This window comes from Microcella daejeonensis (genome assembly GCF_026625045.1).
GTDB lineage: Bacteria > Actinomycetota > Actinomycetes > Actinomycetales > Microbacteriaceae > Microcella > Microcella daejeonensis.
The window spans coordinates 1,152,864-1,166,758 of sequence record NZ_CP113089.1 but is presented as its reverse complement, the minus strand read 5'-3'; the positions used below and the strand labels follow the sequence as shown (position 1 = coordinate 1,166,758).

10 protein-coding genes are annotated in these 13,895 nt (G+C 73.1%); 3 read left to right on the top strand and 7 right to left on the bottom strand.

All coding sequences use genetic code 11. The features are described from left to right. Positions 1 to 53: 53 nt before the first annotated feature. The 4 genes from OVN18_RS05645 to xylA form a co-directional block, all read right to left on the bottom strand. Positions 54 to 1,055 (bottom strand): acetamidase/formamidase family protein, encoded by a 1,002-nt coding sequence (locus OVN18_RS05645; RefSeq protein ID WP_267782554.1) that lies wholly within the window; start codon positions 1,053 to 1,055, stop codon positions 54 to 56. Positions 1,056 to 1,126: 71 nt separating this feature from the next. Next, positions 1,127 to 1,774, bottom strand: coding sequence for a DedA family protein (locus OVN18_RS05640; RefSeq protein ID WP_267782552.1), 648 nt, complete (start codon positions 1,772 to 1,774; stop codon positions 1,127 to 1,129). A gap of 163 nt (positions 1,775 to 1,937) precedes the next feature. Next, the gene (gene xylB, locus OVN18_RS05635) at positions 1,938 to 3,410 is read right to left on the bottom strand and encodes a xylulokinase (protein WP_267782550.1); all 1,473 of its coding nucleotides are present in this window, start codon (positions 3,408 to 3,410) and stop codon (positions 1,938 to 1,940) included. Continuing rightward, positions 3,410 to 4,603 carry a xylose isomerase gene (xylA, locus tag OVN18_RS05630; RefSeq protein WP_267782549.1) on the bottom strand — a complete coding sequence of 398 codons (1,194 nt, stop codon included), beginning with the start codon at positions 4,601 to 4,603 and terminating at the stop codon, positions 3,410 to 3,412. Before xylA ends, xylB begins: the two co-directional genes overlap by 1 nt. 121 nt (positions 4,604 to 4,724) lie before the next feature. On the opposite strand from xylA, the gene OVN18_RS05625 reads away from it, so the two are divergent. The 3 genes from OVN18_RS05625 to OVN18_RS05615 all read left to right on the top strand — a co-directional run bounded on the left by OVN18_RS05625 (position 4,725) and on the right by OVN18_RS05615 (position 9,326). Next, on the top strand, positions 4,725 to 5,909 hold the full coding sequence (locus tag OVN18_RS05625) for an ROK family transcriptional regulator (protein WP_267782546.1): 1,185 nt from the start codon (positions 4,725 to 4,727) through the stop codon (positions 5,907 to 5,909). A gap of 83 nt (positions 5,910 to 5,992) precedes the next feature. Then, positions 5,993 to 7,036, top strand: a complete 1,044-nt coding sequence (locus OVN18_RS05620) for a LacI family DNA-binding transcriptional regulator (protein WP_267782544.1) — start codon at positions 5,993 to 5,995, stop codon at positions 7,034 to 7,036. Between the two features lie 583 nt (positions 7,037 to 7,619). Further along, the gene (locus tag OVN18_RS05615; RefSeq protein ID WP_267782541.1) at positions 7,620 to 9,326 is read left to right on the top strand and encodes an alpha/beta fold hydrolase; all 1,707 of its coding nucleotides are present in this window, start codon (positions 7,620 to 7,622) and stop codon (positions 9,324 to 9,326) included. Positions 9,327 to 9,335: 9 nt separating this feature from the next. On the opposite strand, the gene OVN18_RS05610 is transcribed toward OVN18_RS05615, so the two are convergent. Genes OVN18_RS05610 through OVN18_RS05600 form a run of 3 tightly spaced genes read right to left on the bottom strand, consistent with a single transcriptional unit; the run spans position 9,336 to position 13,892 of the window. After that, complete coding sequence (locus tag OVN18_RS05610) at positions 9,336 to 10,562, bottom strand: endo-1,4-beta-xylanase (RefSeq protein WP_267782539.1); 1,227 nt, start codon at positions 10,560 to 10,562, stop codon at positions 9,336 to 9,338. Between the two features lie 43 nt (positions 10,563 to 10,605). Then, on the bottom strand, positions 10,606 to 13,002 hold the full coding sequence (locus tag OVN18_RS05605; RefSeq protein ID WP_267782536.1) for a beta-xylosidase/alpha-l-arabinosidase: 2,397 nt from the start codon (positions 13,000 to 13,002) through the stop codon (positions 10,606 to 10,608). Beyond that, positions 12,999 to 13,892, bottom strand: coding sequence for a carbohydrate ABC transporter permease (locus tag OVN18_RS05600; protein ID WP_267738609.1), 894 nt, complete (start codon positions 13,890 to 13,892; stop codon positions 12,999 to 13,001). The genes OVN18_RS05605 and OVN18_RS05600 overlap by 4 nt, the downstream gene beginning before the upstream one ends. Between the last annotated feature and the right edge of the window lie 3 nt (positions 13,893 to 13,895).

Below are 13,895 nucleotides of genomic sequence, written 5' to 3'. Positions count from 1 at the left end.
CTTCAGCGGGGTCGTACGGGTGGGCGGTGCGGTTCGGGATGCTCGACGCGCGGTCAGCGCAGGCTCGCCGCGGCGCGGCGCAGCTCCTCGTGCAGGCCGTCGTAAGCGGTCGCTCGCGGCATGAGCGACTTCGCGACCTTCACCACGACGCTGTAGTTGGCGTCGACGGCGTTGGCGATCGGGGCGAGCGAGGTCTGGGTGAGCAGCTGGTAGGCATCCATGGCGTGCAGGCCGAACATCTCGGTGAACCACGTCACCATCTCGAGCTGCGCGATGCGCCAGGAGTCCTCCATCGGCCGCGACGAGCCGACGACCATCCAGTAGTCGTCGTTCTCGAGCCGCGGCCACAGCGGGGCGGCCCCCTTGATGAGCTCGACGATGATGACCGAGTTCATGGCGCCCTCGACGGCGGTGCCGCAGGCCTCGCCCTCCCCCTGGCGGTAGTGGCCGTCGCCGATCGAGAACAGGGCGCCCTCCACGTTGACGCCGAGGTACGCCGTCGTGCCCACCTTCATCTCGGGGGTGTCCATGTTGCCGCCGAAGCGCTCGGGCACGAGGCTCGAGCGCACCTCGCTCGCGCCCGGGGCGAGGCCGACGGTGCCGAGCATGGGCTCGAGGGGCAGAGCGACCTCGAAGTCGCCGAACCGGGCCTGGAAGCCGACCATCTGACGCGCGGTGTCGACCTCGTAGATCCAGGTGGCCTCGGGCAGGGCATCCTGCAGCAGCGCCGTGCGGTCGGTGCTCGTGAGCCCGCCGAAGAACGGGATCGTCGAGGAGGCCCCGAAGCTGCGCGCGGGCGTGAGATCGACGATGTGCAGGGCGAGGGTGTCGCCGGGCTCGGCGCCCTCGACGTAGAACGGACCGGTCTGCGGGTTCACGTAGCGCAGGTCGACGTGCTTGCTCGGCAGGTGATCGACCGAGGTGAGGGCGAAGTTGAAGGCGTCCTCCGACCAGAGGCGCAGGGCGGTGCCGGGCTGGATGCGCATCGCGGGTTCGGCCCCGCCGAACGTGTAGACGTACTGGGAGCGCTCGGGGGTGAACTCGATCTCGCGCATGCGGGCCCTTCGGTCGGGTGCTGGTGCGGATGCGGCGGCCGCGGCGACGATGCCCCGGCCCCTTCCGAACACTAAGCGCCGGAGGGCGGTTTGTCTAACAATTCTGCGCGTGCGCGGAACCAGGTGCGGATGGGGGTGCGGGGCGGGGTGAGGGCTGGGGTGGGGGCTGCGGCGGATCCGGCGGAGGGGACGACGGGGGCCGGCTCCGGGTCGGAGGCGGCGGCGAGCGCCGCGCGCTCGTCCCGCCGGCGCGCGCGGCGCACGGTGAGCACCTCGATGACGACGAGCGCGCCGACGAGCAGCGCGACGAACAGACCGGCCTCGAGCGGGCTGCGGGCGGCGAGCGCCACGACCGCCTCGTAGGTCGCGACGCCGACCACGCCCCAGATGAGCGCCCAGGCGAAGCCGCCGATCGCGAGGGCGGGCAGGTACGCGGGAAGGGGCATCCGCAGCGCGCCCGCCGCGAGATTGGCCAGCGTCTGGAAGCCGACCGTCAGGAAGGAGACCGCGACGACGGGGGCGCCGTAGCGCTCGACGATGCGCTCGGCCCGGCGGAACCGCGGCGTCTCGAGCCGCGCCCTCACGCGCGTGCGGCCGGCTCCCGTGCGGGCACCGCGCCCGAGCGCGTACGTCGCCCCGCCGCGCAGCAGCACGACGAGGTAGAAGAGGCCGACGGCGAGCGGCAGGGGCAGGCCGAAGGCGGTGGGCGACGGATCCATGGGCTCCTCGAGAGTCAGGACTCCGTTCAGCCTACGGCGGCGGTGGATGCCCGACCTGAGTCGAAGGTCCCGACTGCGGCGCCCGTTCCGCGACAGGGGTCACCCGCCCCGCGGACGAACGGTGCCGCGGGGCGGGGACGATGAGGGGCGGCGGGGCTCCGGCTCAGGGCCGCCGGGCCGCGTACTGCTTTCGCACGATCGGCTGCGGGTCGGCGGGCACCTCGATGGCGGTCGCGAGATCCCAGTGAGGGCGCGTTCCGCTCAGCGCCCACGCGGCCTGGAGGGCCGCACCGCGGGCGACGTACTCCCCCGGCTCCGGCACGGTCACGGGCAGCCCGAAGACGGTGGCCGCGATGCCCGCGACGGCCCGCGAGCGGGCCGCGCCGCCGATGAGGCTGAGCCGCTCGACGGGCACGCCGAGGCGGGTGACCGCGTCGAGTCCGTCGGCGAGCGCGCACAGCATCCCCTCGATGGCCGCTCGGGCGAGGCGCTCGCGCGTGGTGGAGGCGAGCGTCATGCCGAACAGGGTCGCCGTCGCGTCGGGCAGGTTGGGCGTGCGCTCGCCCTCGAAGTAGGGCTGCAGCACGAGCCCGCCGGCGCCGGGCTCGGCGTCGAGGGCGAGGCGGGCGAGCTCGTCGTGATCGACGCCGAGGAGCCGCGCGACCGCGTCGAGCACGCGCGCGGCGTTGAGCGTCGCCACGAGGGGCAGGCTCGCGCCGGCGGCGTCGGCGAATCCGGCGACGGTTCCGCTCGCATCGGCGACGGGATGCCCGCTCACCGCGAAGACCGTTCCGCTCGTGCCGATCGACACGACGACGTCGCCGGGCTCGGCGCCGAGGCCGAGCGCGGCCGCGGCGTTGTCGCCCGCACCCGCGCCGACGATCGTCGGGGTCGCGCTCGTCGCGATTCTCGGAAGTTCGCCCACGATGCCCGCGGATTCCGCGGGACCGAGCACGCGGGGCAGCACGACTCCGAGACTCCCGACAGCCGTGCCGGAGCGGGCCACGCGCCCCGGCCGCCCGAGCGCGCGCTCGAACAGCTCGAGGTCGTACTCGCCGCTCGCGGTCGAGAAGTAGGCGGTGCCGCTGGCATCCGAGCGGTCGGTGGTGAGCTGCTCGAGATCCGGGCCGAGCGGCGCATCGGCCGCTCCGGCCGGCCCGTAGCCGCGCAGGCGCCAGGTCAGCCAGTCGTGCGGCAGGCAGACCGCCGCGACGCGCTCGACGTGCTGCGGCTCGTGGTCGCGCACCCAGCGCAGCTTCGTCGCGGTGAACGAGGCGACCGGCACGACGCCGGTGCGGGCGGCGTACTGCTCGGCGCCGACCTCCGAGACCAGCTGCGCGGCCGCCGCGGCCGAGCGGGTGTCGTTCCAGAGCAGGGCGTCGCGGATGACTCGGCCCTCGGCGTCGAGCAGCACCATGCCGTGCTGCTGCCCGCCGATCGACACGGCGGCGACGTCGGCGAGGCCGCCCGCGTCGGCGAGGGCCTCGCGCAGCGCATCCCACCAGGAATCGGGATGCACCGACGTGCCGTCGGGGTGGCCGGCACGCCCCTCGCGCACGACCGCGCCCGTGGCGGCCTCGACGATGACGACCTTGCAGCTCTGCGTCGACGAGTCGACGCCGGCCACGAGGGTCATCAGCCGCGGGCTCCCATGAGGTGCTCGGTGGCCAGCTGCTGCAGGCGCACGAAGCCGAAGCCGTGCCCGTCGAAGTAGGCGCCCGAGTCGAAGCCCTCGTAGGCGCTGGAGTCGGCGAGCAGGTCGGCGATCGACTCGCCCTCGCCCAGCGTCGGGGTCGAGAGCTCGGCCACGCGCGCGTCGGCGAGCGCCTGCTGCACCTCGGGGTCGGCGCGGAAGGCCGCGGCGCGCTCCTTGAGCAGCAGGTAGGTGCGCATGTTCGCCGTCGCCGACTCCCACACGCCCGTCTCGTCCTCGGTACGGCTGGGCTTGTAGTCGAAGTGTCGGGGGCCGTCGTAGGCGGGCCCGCCGTTCGGTCCGCCGTTCTCGAGCAGGTCGACCAGCGAGAAGGCGTTGTGCAGGTCGCCGTGGCCGAAGACCAGATCCTGGTCGTACTTGATGCCGCGCTGGCCGTTGAGGTCGATGTGGAACAGCTTGCCCGCCTCGAGCGCCTGCGCGATGCCGGCGGTGAAGTTGAGGCCGGCCATCTGCTCGTGCCCCGTCTCGGGGTTGAGGCCCACGAGGTCGGGGCGGTCGAGCGTCTCGATGAACGCCATGGCGTGGCCGAGGGTCGGCAGCAGGATGTCGCCGCGGGGCTCGTTGGGCTTCGGCTCGATGGCGAAGCGGATGCCGTAGCCCTGCTCGGTGACGTACTGGGTCAGCACGTTGACGGCCTCGCGGTAGCGCTGGATGGCGGCGCCGACGTTCTTGGCCGAGTCGTACTCGGCGCCCTCGCGGCCGCCCCACATGACGAAGGTGTGCGCGCCGAGCTCGGCGGCGAGGTCGAGGTTGCGCAGCACCTTGCGCAGCGCGAAGCGGCGCACGGCGCGGTCGTTCGAGGTGAAGCCGCCGTCCTTGAAGACGGGGGCGCTGAAGAGGTTGGTGGTGATCATCGGCACCTGCAGGCCGGTCGACTCCTTGGCCGCGATGAGGCGGTCGATCTGCGTGCGGCGCTCGGCGTCGGTCGAGCCGAAGGCGAAGAGGTCGTCGTCGTGCAGGGTGAGGCCGTAGGCGCCGAGCTCGGTGAGCTTCTCGACGACGTGCACGACGTCGAGGGGCGCGCGGGTCGGCCCGCCGAACGGGTCGGCCCCGTTGTAGCCGACGGTCCAGAGACCGAAGGTGAACTTGTCCGCGGGGGTGGGCGTCGTTGCCATGGGATGACTCCTGATCGGGGTGCTGCCGTTATTCGTTGGTTCTGGCAACATATCATGACGACGGGATGCTCGCGAGGGGCATCCCGTCGTCAGGAGCCTCGTTCGTGGGAGGGTGGGCGACGTGATCGATTCCTCCACGCAGCGGCGGCGCAACCTGTCGCGCGTGCTGCGCGCCGTGCACGTCAGCGGGGGCTCGACCCGCGCCGAGCTCACCCGGGCGCTGCGCCTCAACCGGTCGACGATCGGCGACCTCGTCGGCGCTCTCGCCGAGGCGGGCTGGGTGGAGGAGCGCGACGACGCGCCGCGCGAGGGGGTCGGCCGTCCGAGTCCGCTCGTCGTGCCGACCGCCCGCCTGCTCGTCGCCGCCGTGAACCCCGAGCTCGACGCCGTCACCGTGGCCCTCGTGGCCCTCGGCGGTCGGGTCGTCGCGCGCACGCGCATCCCCGCCGCTCGCCCCCGGCCCGCGGAGGCCGTCGAGATCGCGGCCGCCGCGATCGAGGAGCTCGCGGCCGCGCATCCCGAGTCGACCGTCGTCGGCGTGGGCGTCGCGGTTCCCGGGCTCGTGCGCACGAGCGACGGCCTCGTGCGCCTGGCCCCCGACCTGCATTGGACGGACGAGCCCCTCGGCGAGCCGCTCGCCCTCCGCCTCGGTCTGCCGGTCGCTGTCGGCAACGACGCCGACCTCGGCGGCCGGGCCGAGGTGGCCTTCGGCGCCGGGGCCGGCGCGCGCGACCTGCTCTACGTCAACGGCGGGCCGAGCGGCATCGGCGGCGGGCTCGTCGTCAACGGCGCGGCCGCCGCCGGTTCGGCGGGGTACGCGGGCGAGATCGGGCACATCGGGCTCGACCCGCGCGGCCCCCTCTGCGCGTGCGGGGCGACGGGCTGCTTCGAGGCGATCGCCGGGCGGGCCTCGCTGCTCGCCGCGCTCGAGCTGACGACGGCCGACGACGACGAGCTCGAGCGGGCCCTCACCGCCGCGGTGGCCGTGGAGGGGCATCCCGTGCACGCCGTCCTCGAGACGCACTTCACCGCCCTCGCGGCGGCCCTGCGCACGAGCGTCAACCTGCTGAACCCCGAGCGCGTCGTGCTCGGCGGCCACCTCGCCGCCGTGTGGGACGCCGTCGGCGCCGTGCGCCGCGGCTCGGTGCTGCGGGATGCTCTTCCCGTCAGCGCCGCGGAGACCGGGGTCGTCTCGGCCGCCCTCGGCAGCTCGCGCCTGCTCATCGGCGCCGCCGAGATCGCCTGGGAGGCGCACCTGGAGAATCCGCTCGCCGTGCGCGAGTCGGCAGCGGTGCCCTCGGCCTGATCCGCCGCGGCGCTCCGCTCCGCCGCGCGCATCCTCGGGAGGGCGGACGGCGCCCCGACAGTTTCGGGTCTAGCATGCGAAACATGAACGCCGCAGCCGGTTCCTCCGCCGCTTCCGCCACCGGCGAGCGCACGACGCTCGCGCAGATCGCCGAGGAGGCGGGCGTCTCGCTCGCCACCATCTCGAAGGTGCTCAACGGGCGCTCCGACGTCGCCGCGTCGACGCGCGAGAAGGTCGAGCTGCTGCTGAGCGGCCACGGCTACCAGCGCCGCGGCTCGGCCTCGGGGGCGCGCAGCGCGCTCATCGAGCTGGTGTTCCACGAGCTCGACCGCATCTGGTCGATGGAGCTCATCGACGGCGTCGAGTCGGTCGCGAAGCAGCACGGCCTGAGCGTCGTGCTGACGGTGACGGGGGATCGCCACTCCCCCGGCAAGGAGTGGATCGAGGGCGTGCTCCGGCGCCGGCCGGCGGGGGTCGTGCTGGTGTTCAGCGAGCTCGCGCCGGAGCTGCGCGAGCGCCTGCGCTCGCGCGCCATCCCCTTCGTCATCGTCGACCCGGCCGGCGACCCCTCCCCCGACGCGCCCTCGGTGGGCTCGGCCAACTGGTCGGGCGGGCTCGCGGCGACGCGGCACCTCATCGAGCTCGGGCACCGGCGCATCGCCGCGATCACCGGACCGGCCGACATGATGTGCTCGCTCGCGCGGCTCGACGGCTACCGCTCGGCGATGAACTCGGCCGGCCTGCCGATCGAGCCGAGCTGGGAGCGCTTCGGCGACTTCCACGTCGAGGGCGGCCGCGACCGCATGGCCGAGCTGCTGGCGCTGCCCGAGCGCCCGACCGCGGTCTTCGCCGGCAGCGACCTGCAGGCACTCGGCGCGCTCGAGGCGGCGCGCTCGGTGGGTCTGAGCGTTCCGGAGGACCTGTCGATCGTCGGCTACGACGACATCCCGCTCGCGCAGTGGGTGAGCCCGCGCCTGACGACCGTGCATCAGCCGCTGCGGCGCATGGGCGAGGAGGCCGCGAAGCTCGTGCTCGAGCTCGGCCGCGCGACCCCGGCGTCGACGCCGCGCATGGATCTGGCGACGAGCCTGGTCGTGCGCGACTCGACGGCGCCGCCGCGGGGGTAGGGGCGGGATGCGGTGCGCACCGTCCACGCGGATCCCGGGCTCGGTCGCGGCGCGCGATGCGCGCGTGATTTCTTCGTCCGCCGTCCTCGCAGGGGATGCGCCGATCAGGGTATGTGCGCTCAAGGCTTCGGAGCCCTGAACGCACATAGCGCGTGACGAATGCCCCGGCCCGGCTCGGCGCTGATCTCGTCCCTGCCTTCGGCATCCGCTCCCCCGGGCGAGTGGCTCCGCTGAGATGCTGCGTAAGCGGACGCTTCCGGAAGCTTCCGCTTACGCAGCGCTGACGGGAGATCGCGCCTCGCATCGGGGCCGCTCAGCCGGCAGATCGCGTCGCGCGAACCGGGTCAGGGCCGCGCGCCCCGCACGGGCGAGAGCAGCGCCACGAACGCGGCGACGAAGATCGCGACGCGCTGCCGTCAGGCCCTGCTCGCTCGAGTGGCCTTGACCCTGTGCCGACGACACGGTCTGAACTGGACGAGTCACGGTTCTCGACTCGTCAGGAAGGCCACGCATGAATGCGCACGCGCCCCGCATCCCGACCACATCGCCCGCCGCGCGACCCCCGGCGCGGGAGCCCAGCCGGTTGCGCCGGCTCCTCGTCGGAACCGCGGTGATCGCCGTGGGCGCTCTCGTCACGGCGTGCGTCGCCACCACCGACCCGTCGGACGAGGCGACCTCGGTCGATGCCGCCATGCCCGACACGGCGGCACTCGCGGGCGACCTCGCGAACCAGGAGCTCACGTGGGAGGAGTGCGAGTTCACCGAGCTGCCGCCGCAGCCCGAGGTGGACGTTGAGAACGTGGAATGCGCGACCATCACGGTGCCGAAGGACTGGCTGGACCCGGTCGAGGGCGAGACCTGGGAGGTTCGCGTCGCCTATGCGCACAACGTCGACGTGGACGACCCGGCCTACGACTCCACCCTCATCGTGCACCCCGGCGGCCCTTTCTCGGGGTTGTCATTCGCCGCCACCGTGCAGGCCGACACTCCCGGACTGCGCTCGACCACGAACTACGTCAGTTACGACCAGCGCGGCCTCGGGCAGTCGAGCAGAGCCGAGTGCCGTTATGAGTACGAGACCGCCACCGGCCTGCTCGGCGCCACGAGGGCGATCGCGGAGGCCTGCGGCACTGACGAGGACGTCGCCACGATGACGTCCGAGCAGGCCGCGTACGACACCGATTTCATCCGCCACCTCCTCGGCCTCGACACGGTGAGCTATCTCGGATACTCCTACGGCGCGATGGTCGGCACGTGGTTCGGCAGCCTGTTCCCCGAGAATGTCGAGCGCCTCGTGCTCGACTCGGCGCTCGACCCGACCCAGCCGTACGAGGTCACCTTCCAGGCGCAGAACCTCGGTCGCGAGCGGCAGTTCCAGCAGCACATGACGAACTACATCGCCCGCAATGACGCCACCTACGGGCTGGGAGACGACCCGCAGGTCATCTACGAGCGCTACTTCGCCGCGACCGCATCGCCCGAGATGTCCGCGGCGGCGGCGCAACTGTGGCTGTCGACCGAAGCCGTCACGGCTTTCTCGCAACCCGTGCTCTACCCGACGATGGCCGGGCTCGTCGCCGGTCTCATCGCGGAGGGCGAGGCGGAGACCCGCTCCGGCACGGTCGGGCAGATCTCGCTCCGCGTGATCGATCGGATGAGCGAGGAATCGCTGCCCGAGATCCTGCGCGCTCCCGCCGTCGCGGCGGCCGAGGCGGCCGACGCCCCGCCGCCGCCGACCGAGGAGATCACGCGGGGCACGTACAGCGAGCTGATCGACTTCACCCGCTGCACCGACGGCACCTGGACGCGGGGCGAGGAGTACTGGACGAGCTACTTCGAGGAGACCGCCCCCACCTCCCCCATCTCGCTGCAGCTCGGCCAACTGAGCCTCGTACCGACCTGCGCGTTCTGGCCGGTGGAGGGGAAGCTTCCCCCGATCCGCGACGGCTTCCCCGAGACGATCGTCGTCCAGAGTGAGCTCGACGCTCTGACGCCGCTCGAGCGGGGACGCAGCATCGCGCAGGAGCTGCCGAACAGCACGCTGATCGTCGCCGACAACGAGAGCTCGCACGGTGTCTTCCCCCTCGGAAGGGACACCATCGACGGCCCGATCATCGACTTCCTCACGGGCGGCGACCGCCCGGAGGAGACGATCGTCGCCCAGGGCGCTCCTCTGCGGAACGAGTCGACGACCTTCGAGTCGTGGGCACCGCTGAACGGTGACGCCACCCACGATGATCAGGATGCGGCGCTCCGTTTCACCGACCCGTTCCGAACCTCCGGCGACTGATCTCGGCGCTCAGGCGCCGGGCAGCTCCACGGTGGGGCGGGACGGCCCGAGCGGCAGCGCGAACTCGGCCCGGGCATCCCCCGCCGTGATCGCGTAGTCGCCGGCGAAACCCGCCACCATCACGCGGCCGGCGGCGTCCGTGCGCAGCGTCGTCGGGGCGTGCCACCACTCCTCGCGGAAGAGCGCGCGCAGGCGGTCGAAGGAGGGCTTGCGGCTTCCGTCGGCGCGCACGAGACCGATCGGAGCGCCCAGCCAGGCACCGCGGTCGGTGATGCCCCAGTAGGTGACCGACTCGACCGCGGGGTGCCCGACGAGCATGCGGAAATGCTGCTCGAGCTCGTCGGCCTGGCGCGCCTCGCCCTCGGGCGTCGACTGCCAGACGGAAGGCTGGAAATCGTTCAGATCGACGATCGAGGCGGGCATGAGGTCGCCCGAGACGAGCGAGGCCTCCGTGAAGTGCACGGGCAGGCCGAAGCGCCCGAAGCGGTCGGCCAGCTCGAGCAGCTGCGCGCCGCGGAAGCCCTGGTGCATGTGCGTCTGCACCCCGATCGCGTCGAGCCGCACGCCGGCATCCAGCACCTGCTCGATGAGGCGCTCGTAGTCGGCCGAGAGGTCGAAGTCGTTGAGCAGCAGGCGCACGCCGGGCACGACCGAGCGCGCTTCCTCCACCGCGAGCCGCACCATGTCGACGCGGCCGACCTCCCGCGCGAGGCGGCTGATCGCGTTCGGCACGCCGTCGGGCTCGTTGACGAAGTCGGGCATGATGACGACCTCGTTGATCGCATCCCACTCGTCGATGAGCCCGGCGAAATCGCCCACCTCGCGGCGCACCCGCGCGCGCACCAGGCGCTCCACCTCGTCGATCGGCAGCGCATCCAGCCACGCCGCCTTCACGGTGTGCCAGACCAGCGGGTGGCCCTTCACGCGCACGCCCCGCTCGCGGAACCAGCGCGCCGCCCGCTGCAGGCGCGCCGTATCGGGATGCCCGCGCTCGGGCTCGAAGCCGCCCCAGTAGAACGGCAGCACCGCCAGGGTGAACAGCTCGAGCCAGTCGTCCGCCAGCGCCGACTCATCGGCCTCGCCGTTCGCGTGCGCGATGAGGTCGAAGCCGATGCAGCCGAACGAGAACGCGTGACGCACCTGCTCCACGACGACCTCGCGGTCGGCGAGCGGGCGGCCCGCGGCGTCGAGCAGGGACACCGAGGCGGTGCCGCGCCGGTGGTCGAGCCCGCTCACGCGCCGCGCCCGCCCGCGCGACCGGCGCGCACGCCCGCCCCGCTCACTCCGGGTGCACCGCGAACGCCGCGTGCAGCGCGCGCTCGCGCCCGACGACGCGGGTCGCCCCGGTCACGGTGACGCGGTGCCGCAGCGGCAGGTCGGCGCTCGAGCGGCCGAAGCTCAGCTCCAGCTCGCCCGGCTCGACGATGCGGCGCCCGTCACGGCCGGTGAAGGCCGCGAGATCGAGCGGCACGCGCGCCGAGACCCGCACGCTCGCGCCCGCGGGCACGACGACGCGCTGGTAGCCGAGCAGCCGCTGCACGGGCCGAACGACCGAGGCGACCGGGTCGTGCAGATACAGCTGCACGACCTCGACGGCGTCGCGCTCGCTCGTGTTCGTCAGCCGCAGCGACATCGTGACGTCGCCGTCGATCGCGACCTCCGCATCACCGGTCGACAGGTCGTCCCACTCGACGGTCGCGTAACCCAGGCCGTGGCCGAACGGGAACGCCGCCGTCGGGTCGATGTTCGACACCCCCGAGGCGCGCGCGAGGGGCGCGGCGAGGTACGTCGACGGCTGCACGCCGCGGTGCACCGGGATGCTCACCGGCAGTCGCCCGCCCGGCTCGACCCGCCCGCTCAGCACGCCGGCGATCGCCGACGCGCCCTCCTCGCCGGGGAAGAACGCCTGCACGATCGCGGCCGCGCGGTCCACCGCGGAGCCGAGCGCGTACGGTCGCCCCGAGAGCATGAGCAGCACCGTCGGAGTACCGGTGTCGAGCACCGCGTCGAGCAGCTGCTGCTGCGCGCCGGGGAGCGCGAGGTCGTCGGCGTCGCAGCCCTCGCCGCTGGTACCGCGGCCGAACAGTCCGGCCCGGTCGCCGAGGACGACGACGGCGAGCTCCGAACCGCGGGCGGCGGCCACGGCCTGCTCGATACCGTCGGTCGACCCGTCGTCGATGCCCGTGCCGTGCGCGTGCGACACCGTCGCCGCGGCGAACTCGGTGCGCAGGGCATCCAGAACGCTGTCGATGCGGATGCCGATCTCGACGCCCGGGTGCTGCGAGACGACGTGCGTCGGGAAGGAGTAGCAGCCGAGCATCGCGTAGGGCTCGTCGGCGTTGGGGCCGATGACGGCGATCGAGGTCGGAGCGCGCAGGGGCAGGAGCCCCTCGTTGCGCACGAGCACGACCGACTGCTCGGCGAGCTCGCGGGCGAGCGCCCGGTTCTCGGCCGGGTCGAGGTCGATCGCGCCGCGCACGCCGTCGGCGCTGTCGAGCGCCCCGGAGTCGAGGTCGCTGCGCCCGCGCAGGGCGGGTGGCACCGGCTCGTAGTCGGCATCCAGCAGACCGAGCTCGAGCTTCTGCGCGAGCACGCGGCGCAGCGCCGTGTCGATGAGGCCCGCGTCGATGACGCCCTCCTCGACCGCGCGGCGCAGAGGCTCGCCGAAGGTCTTCACGGTCGGCAGCTCGACGTCGATGCCGGCCTCGAGCGCAGCGCCCGCGGCCTCGGCCCAGGTGCCCGCGGTGCCGTGCAGCAGGTGCAGGAACGCGATCGCGAAGTAGTCGGCGACGACCGTGCCGGTGAAGCCCCACTCCTCGCGCAGCAGCTCGGTGAGCAGGCTGCGGTCGGCGGCGCTCGGCACCCCGTCGAGGTCGGTGTACGAGTTCATGACGCTGCGCGCCCCGCCCTCGCGGATGGCCATCTCGAACGGCGGCAGCAGCACGTCGGCGAGCTCGCGCGGGCCCACCGAGACGGGGGCGAGGTTGCGGCCGGCGCGCGAAGCGGAGTAGCCGACGAAGTGCTTGAGCGTCGCGACGATGCCGCTCGACTCGAGCCCGCGCACGTAGGCGCTGCCGACCGAGGCGACGAGGTACGGGTCCTCGCTGATGGTCTCCTCCACCCGGCCCCAGCGGGCGTCGCGCACGACGTCGAGCACGGGGGCGAGACCCTGGTGGATGCTCACCGAGCGCATGTCGTCGCCGATGCGCCGCGCCATCCGCTGCACGAGCTCCGGGTTGAAGCTCGCGCCCCAGGAGAGGGGGACGGGGTAGGCGGTCGCGCCCCAGGCGGCGAAGCCCGCGAGGCACTCCTCGTGCGCGAGCGCCGGGATCCCGAAGCGGCTCTCCTCGACGATGCGCCGCTGGGTCGTGAGCAGCGAGAGGGCGCCGACGCCGGCATCCACCGGGGCGGAGCCGAAGGGACGGGTCAGCTGACCGAGGCCGTGCGGCAGCAGCTCGTCGAGGTCGATCGCGTCGTCGAGGTCGTGCTGGTGCGGGGCGACGTCGCCGCCGTCGGCCCCCGCTCCGACCCAGACGCCGTAGAGCTGGGCGATCTTCTCCTCGAGCGTCATCGCGGCGACGAGGGCGTCGACCCGCTGCGCGGGGGCGAGCGCGCGGTCGTGCCAGGGCGCGGTGCCGTCGGTCGTCGTGGCGGCGTGAACGGTGTGGATGGTCATCCCTTCACCGCCCCCGTCAGCCCGCCGACGATGCGGCGCTGGGCGAGCGTGAAGAACACGAGCGCCGGGATCATCGCCACCGAGGTGAAGGCGAGCACCCCCGCCGTGTCCTGCGAGTAGGCGGTCGAGAAGTACTGCACGCCGACGGGCAGGGTCGCGGTCGCCGGGTTGCCGAGCAGCAGCAGCGGCAGCAGGTACGCGTTCCAGCTCGCGACGAAGGCGAGCACGCCGACCGTCACGAGGCCGGGCCACGACAGCGGCAGCAGGATGCGCCAGAAGAAGCCGATGCGGCTGGCCCCGTCGATCGTCGCCGCCTCCTCGAGCTCGGCCGGGATGGCCCGCAGGAACGGGACGAGGATGATGATCGTCGTCGGCAGCGCGAACGCCACCTGCGGGCCGATGACCGCGAACAGGTTGCCGAGCAGCCCGAAGGTGCGCAGCATCGTGAACAGGGGCAGCACCGCGACCGTGAGCGGGAACAGCAGGCCGGCGACGAACAGCGAGAACAGGAACCCGCGCCCGACGAAGTCGTACCGGGCGATGACGAAGGCCGCCATGACGCCGAGGATGATGACCCCCGTCGTCGTGGCGACGGCGACGATCGTGCTGTTGCCGAACTGGGTCCAGAAGTTCGGGTCGGCGAAGACGGCCCCGTACTTGTCGAAGACCCAGGGGTTCGGGAACCCGGCGGGATCGCGGTTGATCTGCGCCGTCGTGCGGAACCCGCCGAGGATGACGTAGACGACGGGCGCGATCGTGATCGTGCAGACGACGAGCGCGATGAGGTACGCGATGGGCGTGCCGACGTCGCGCCCGCGGCGCTTGCGGATCACGGGCGTCGCGCCGGCACGACCGCGCGTCGTGGGCGGTGGGGTGAGCGTTGCGGTCATGAC

Bases quoted from the DNA above. Each gene is read 5' to 3' on its own strand.
- OVN18_RS05645 (WP_267782554.1), bottom strand. From the start codon at position 1,055: ATGCGCGAGATCGAGTTCACCCCCGAGCGCTCCCAGTACGTCTACACG.
- OVN18_RS05640 (WP_267782552.1), bottom strand. From the start codon at position 1,774: ATGGATCCGTCGCCCACCGCCTTCGGCCTGCCCCTGCCGCTCGCCGTC.
- xylB (WP_267782550.1), bottom strand. From the start codon at position 3,410: ATGACCCTCGTGGCCGGCGTCGACTCGTCGACGCAGAGCTGCAAGGTC.
- xylA (WP_267782549.1), bottom strand. From the start codon at position 4,603: ATGGCAACGACGCCCACCCCCGCGGACAAGTTCACCTTCGGTCTCTGG.
- OVN18_RS05620 (WP_267782544.1), top strand. From the start codon at position 5,993: ATGAACGCCGCAGCCGGTTCCTCCGCCGCTTCCGCCACCGGCGAGCGC.
- OVN18_RS05605 (WP_267782536.1), bottom strand. From the start codon at position 13,002: ATGACCATCCACACCGTTCACGCCGCCACGACGACCGACGGCACCGCG.
- OVN18_RS05600 (WP_267738609.1), bottom strand. From the start codon at position 13,892: ATGACCGCAACGCTCACCCCACCGCCCACGACGCGCGGTCGTGCCGGC.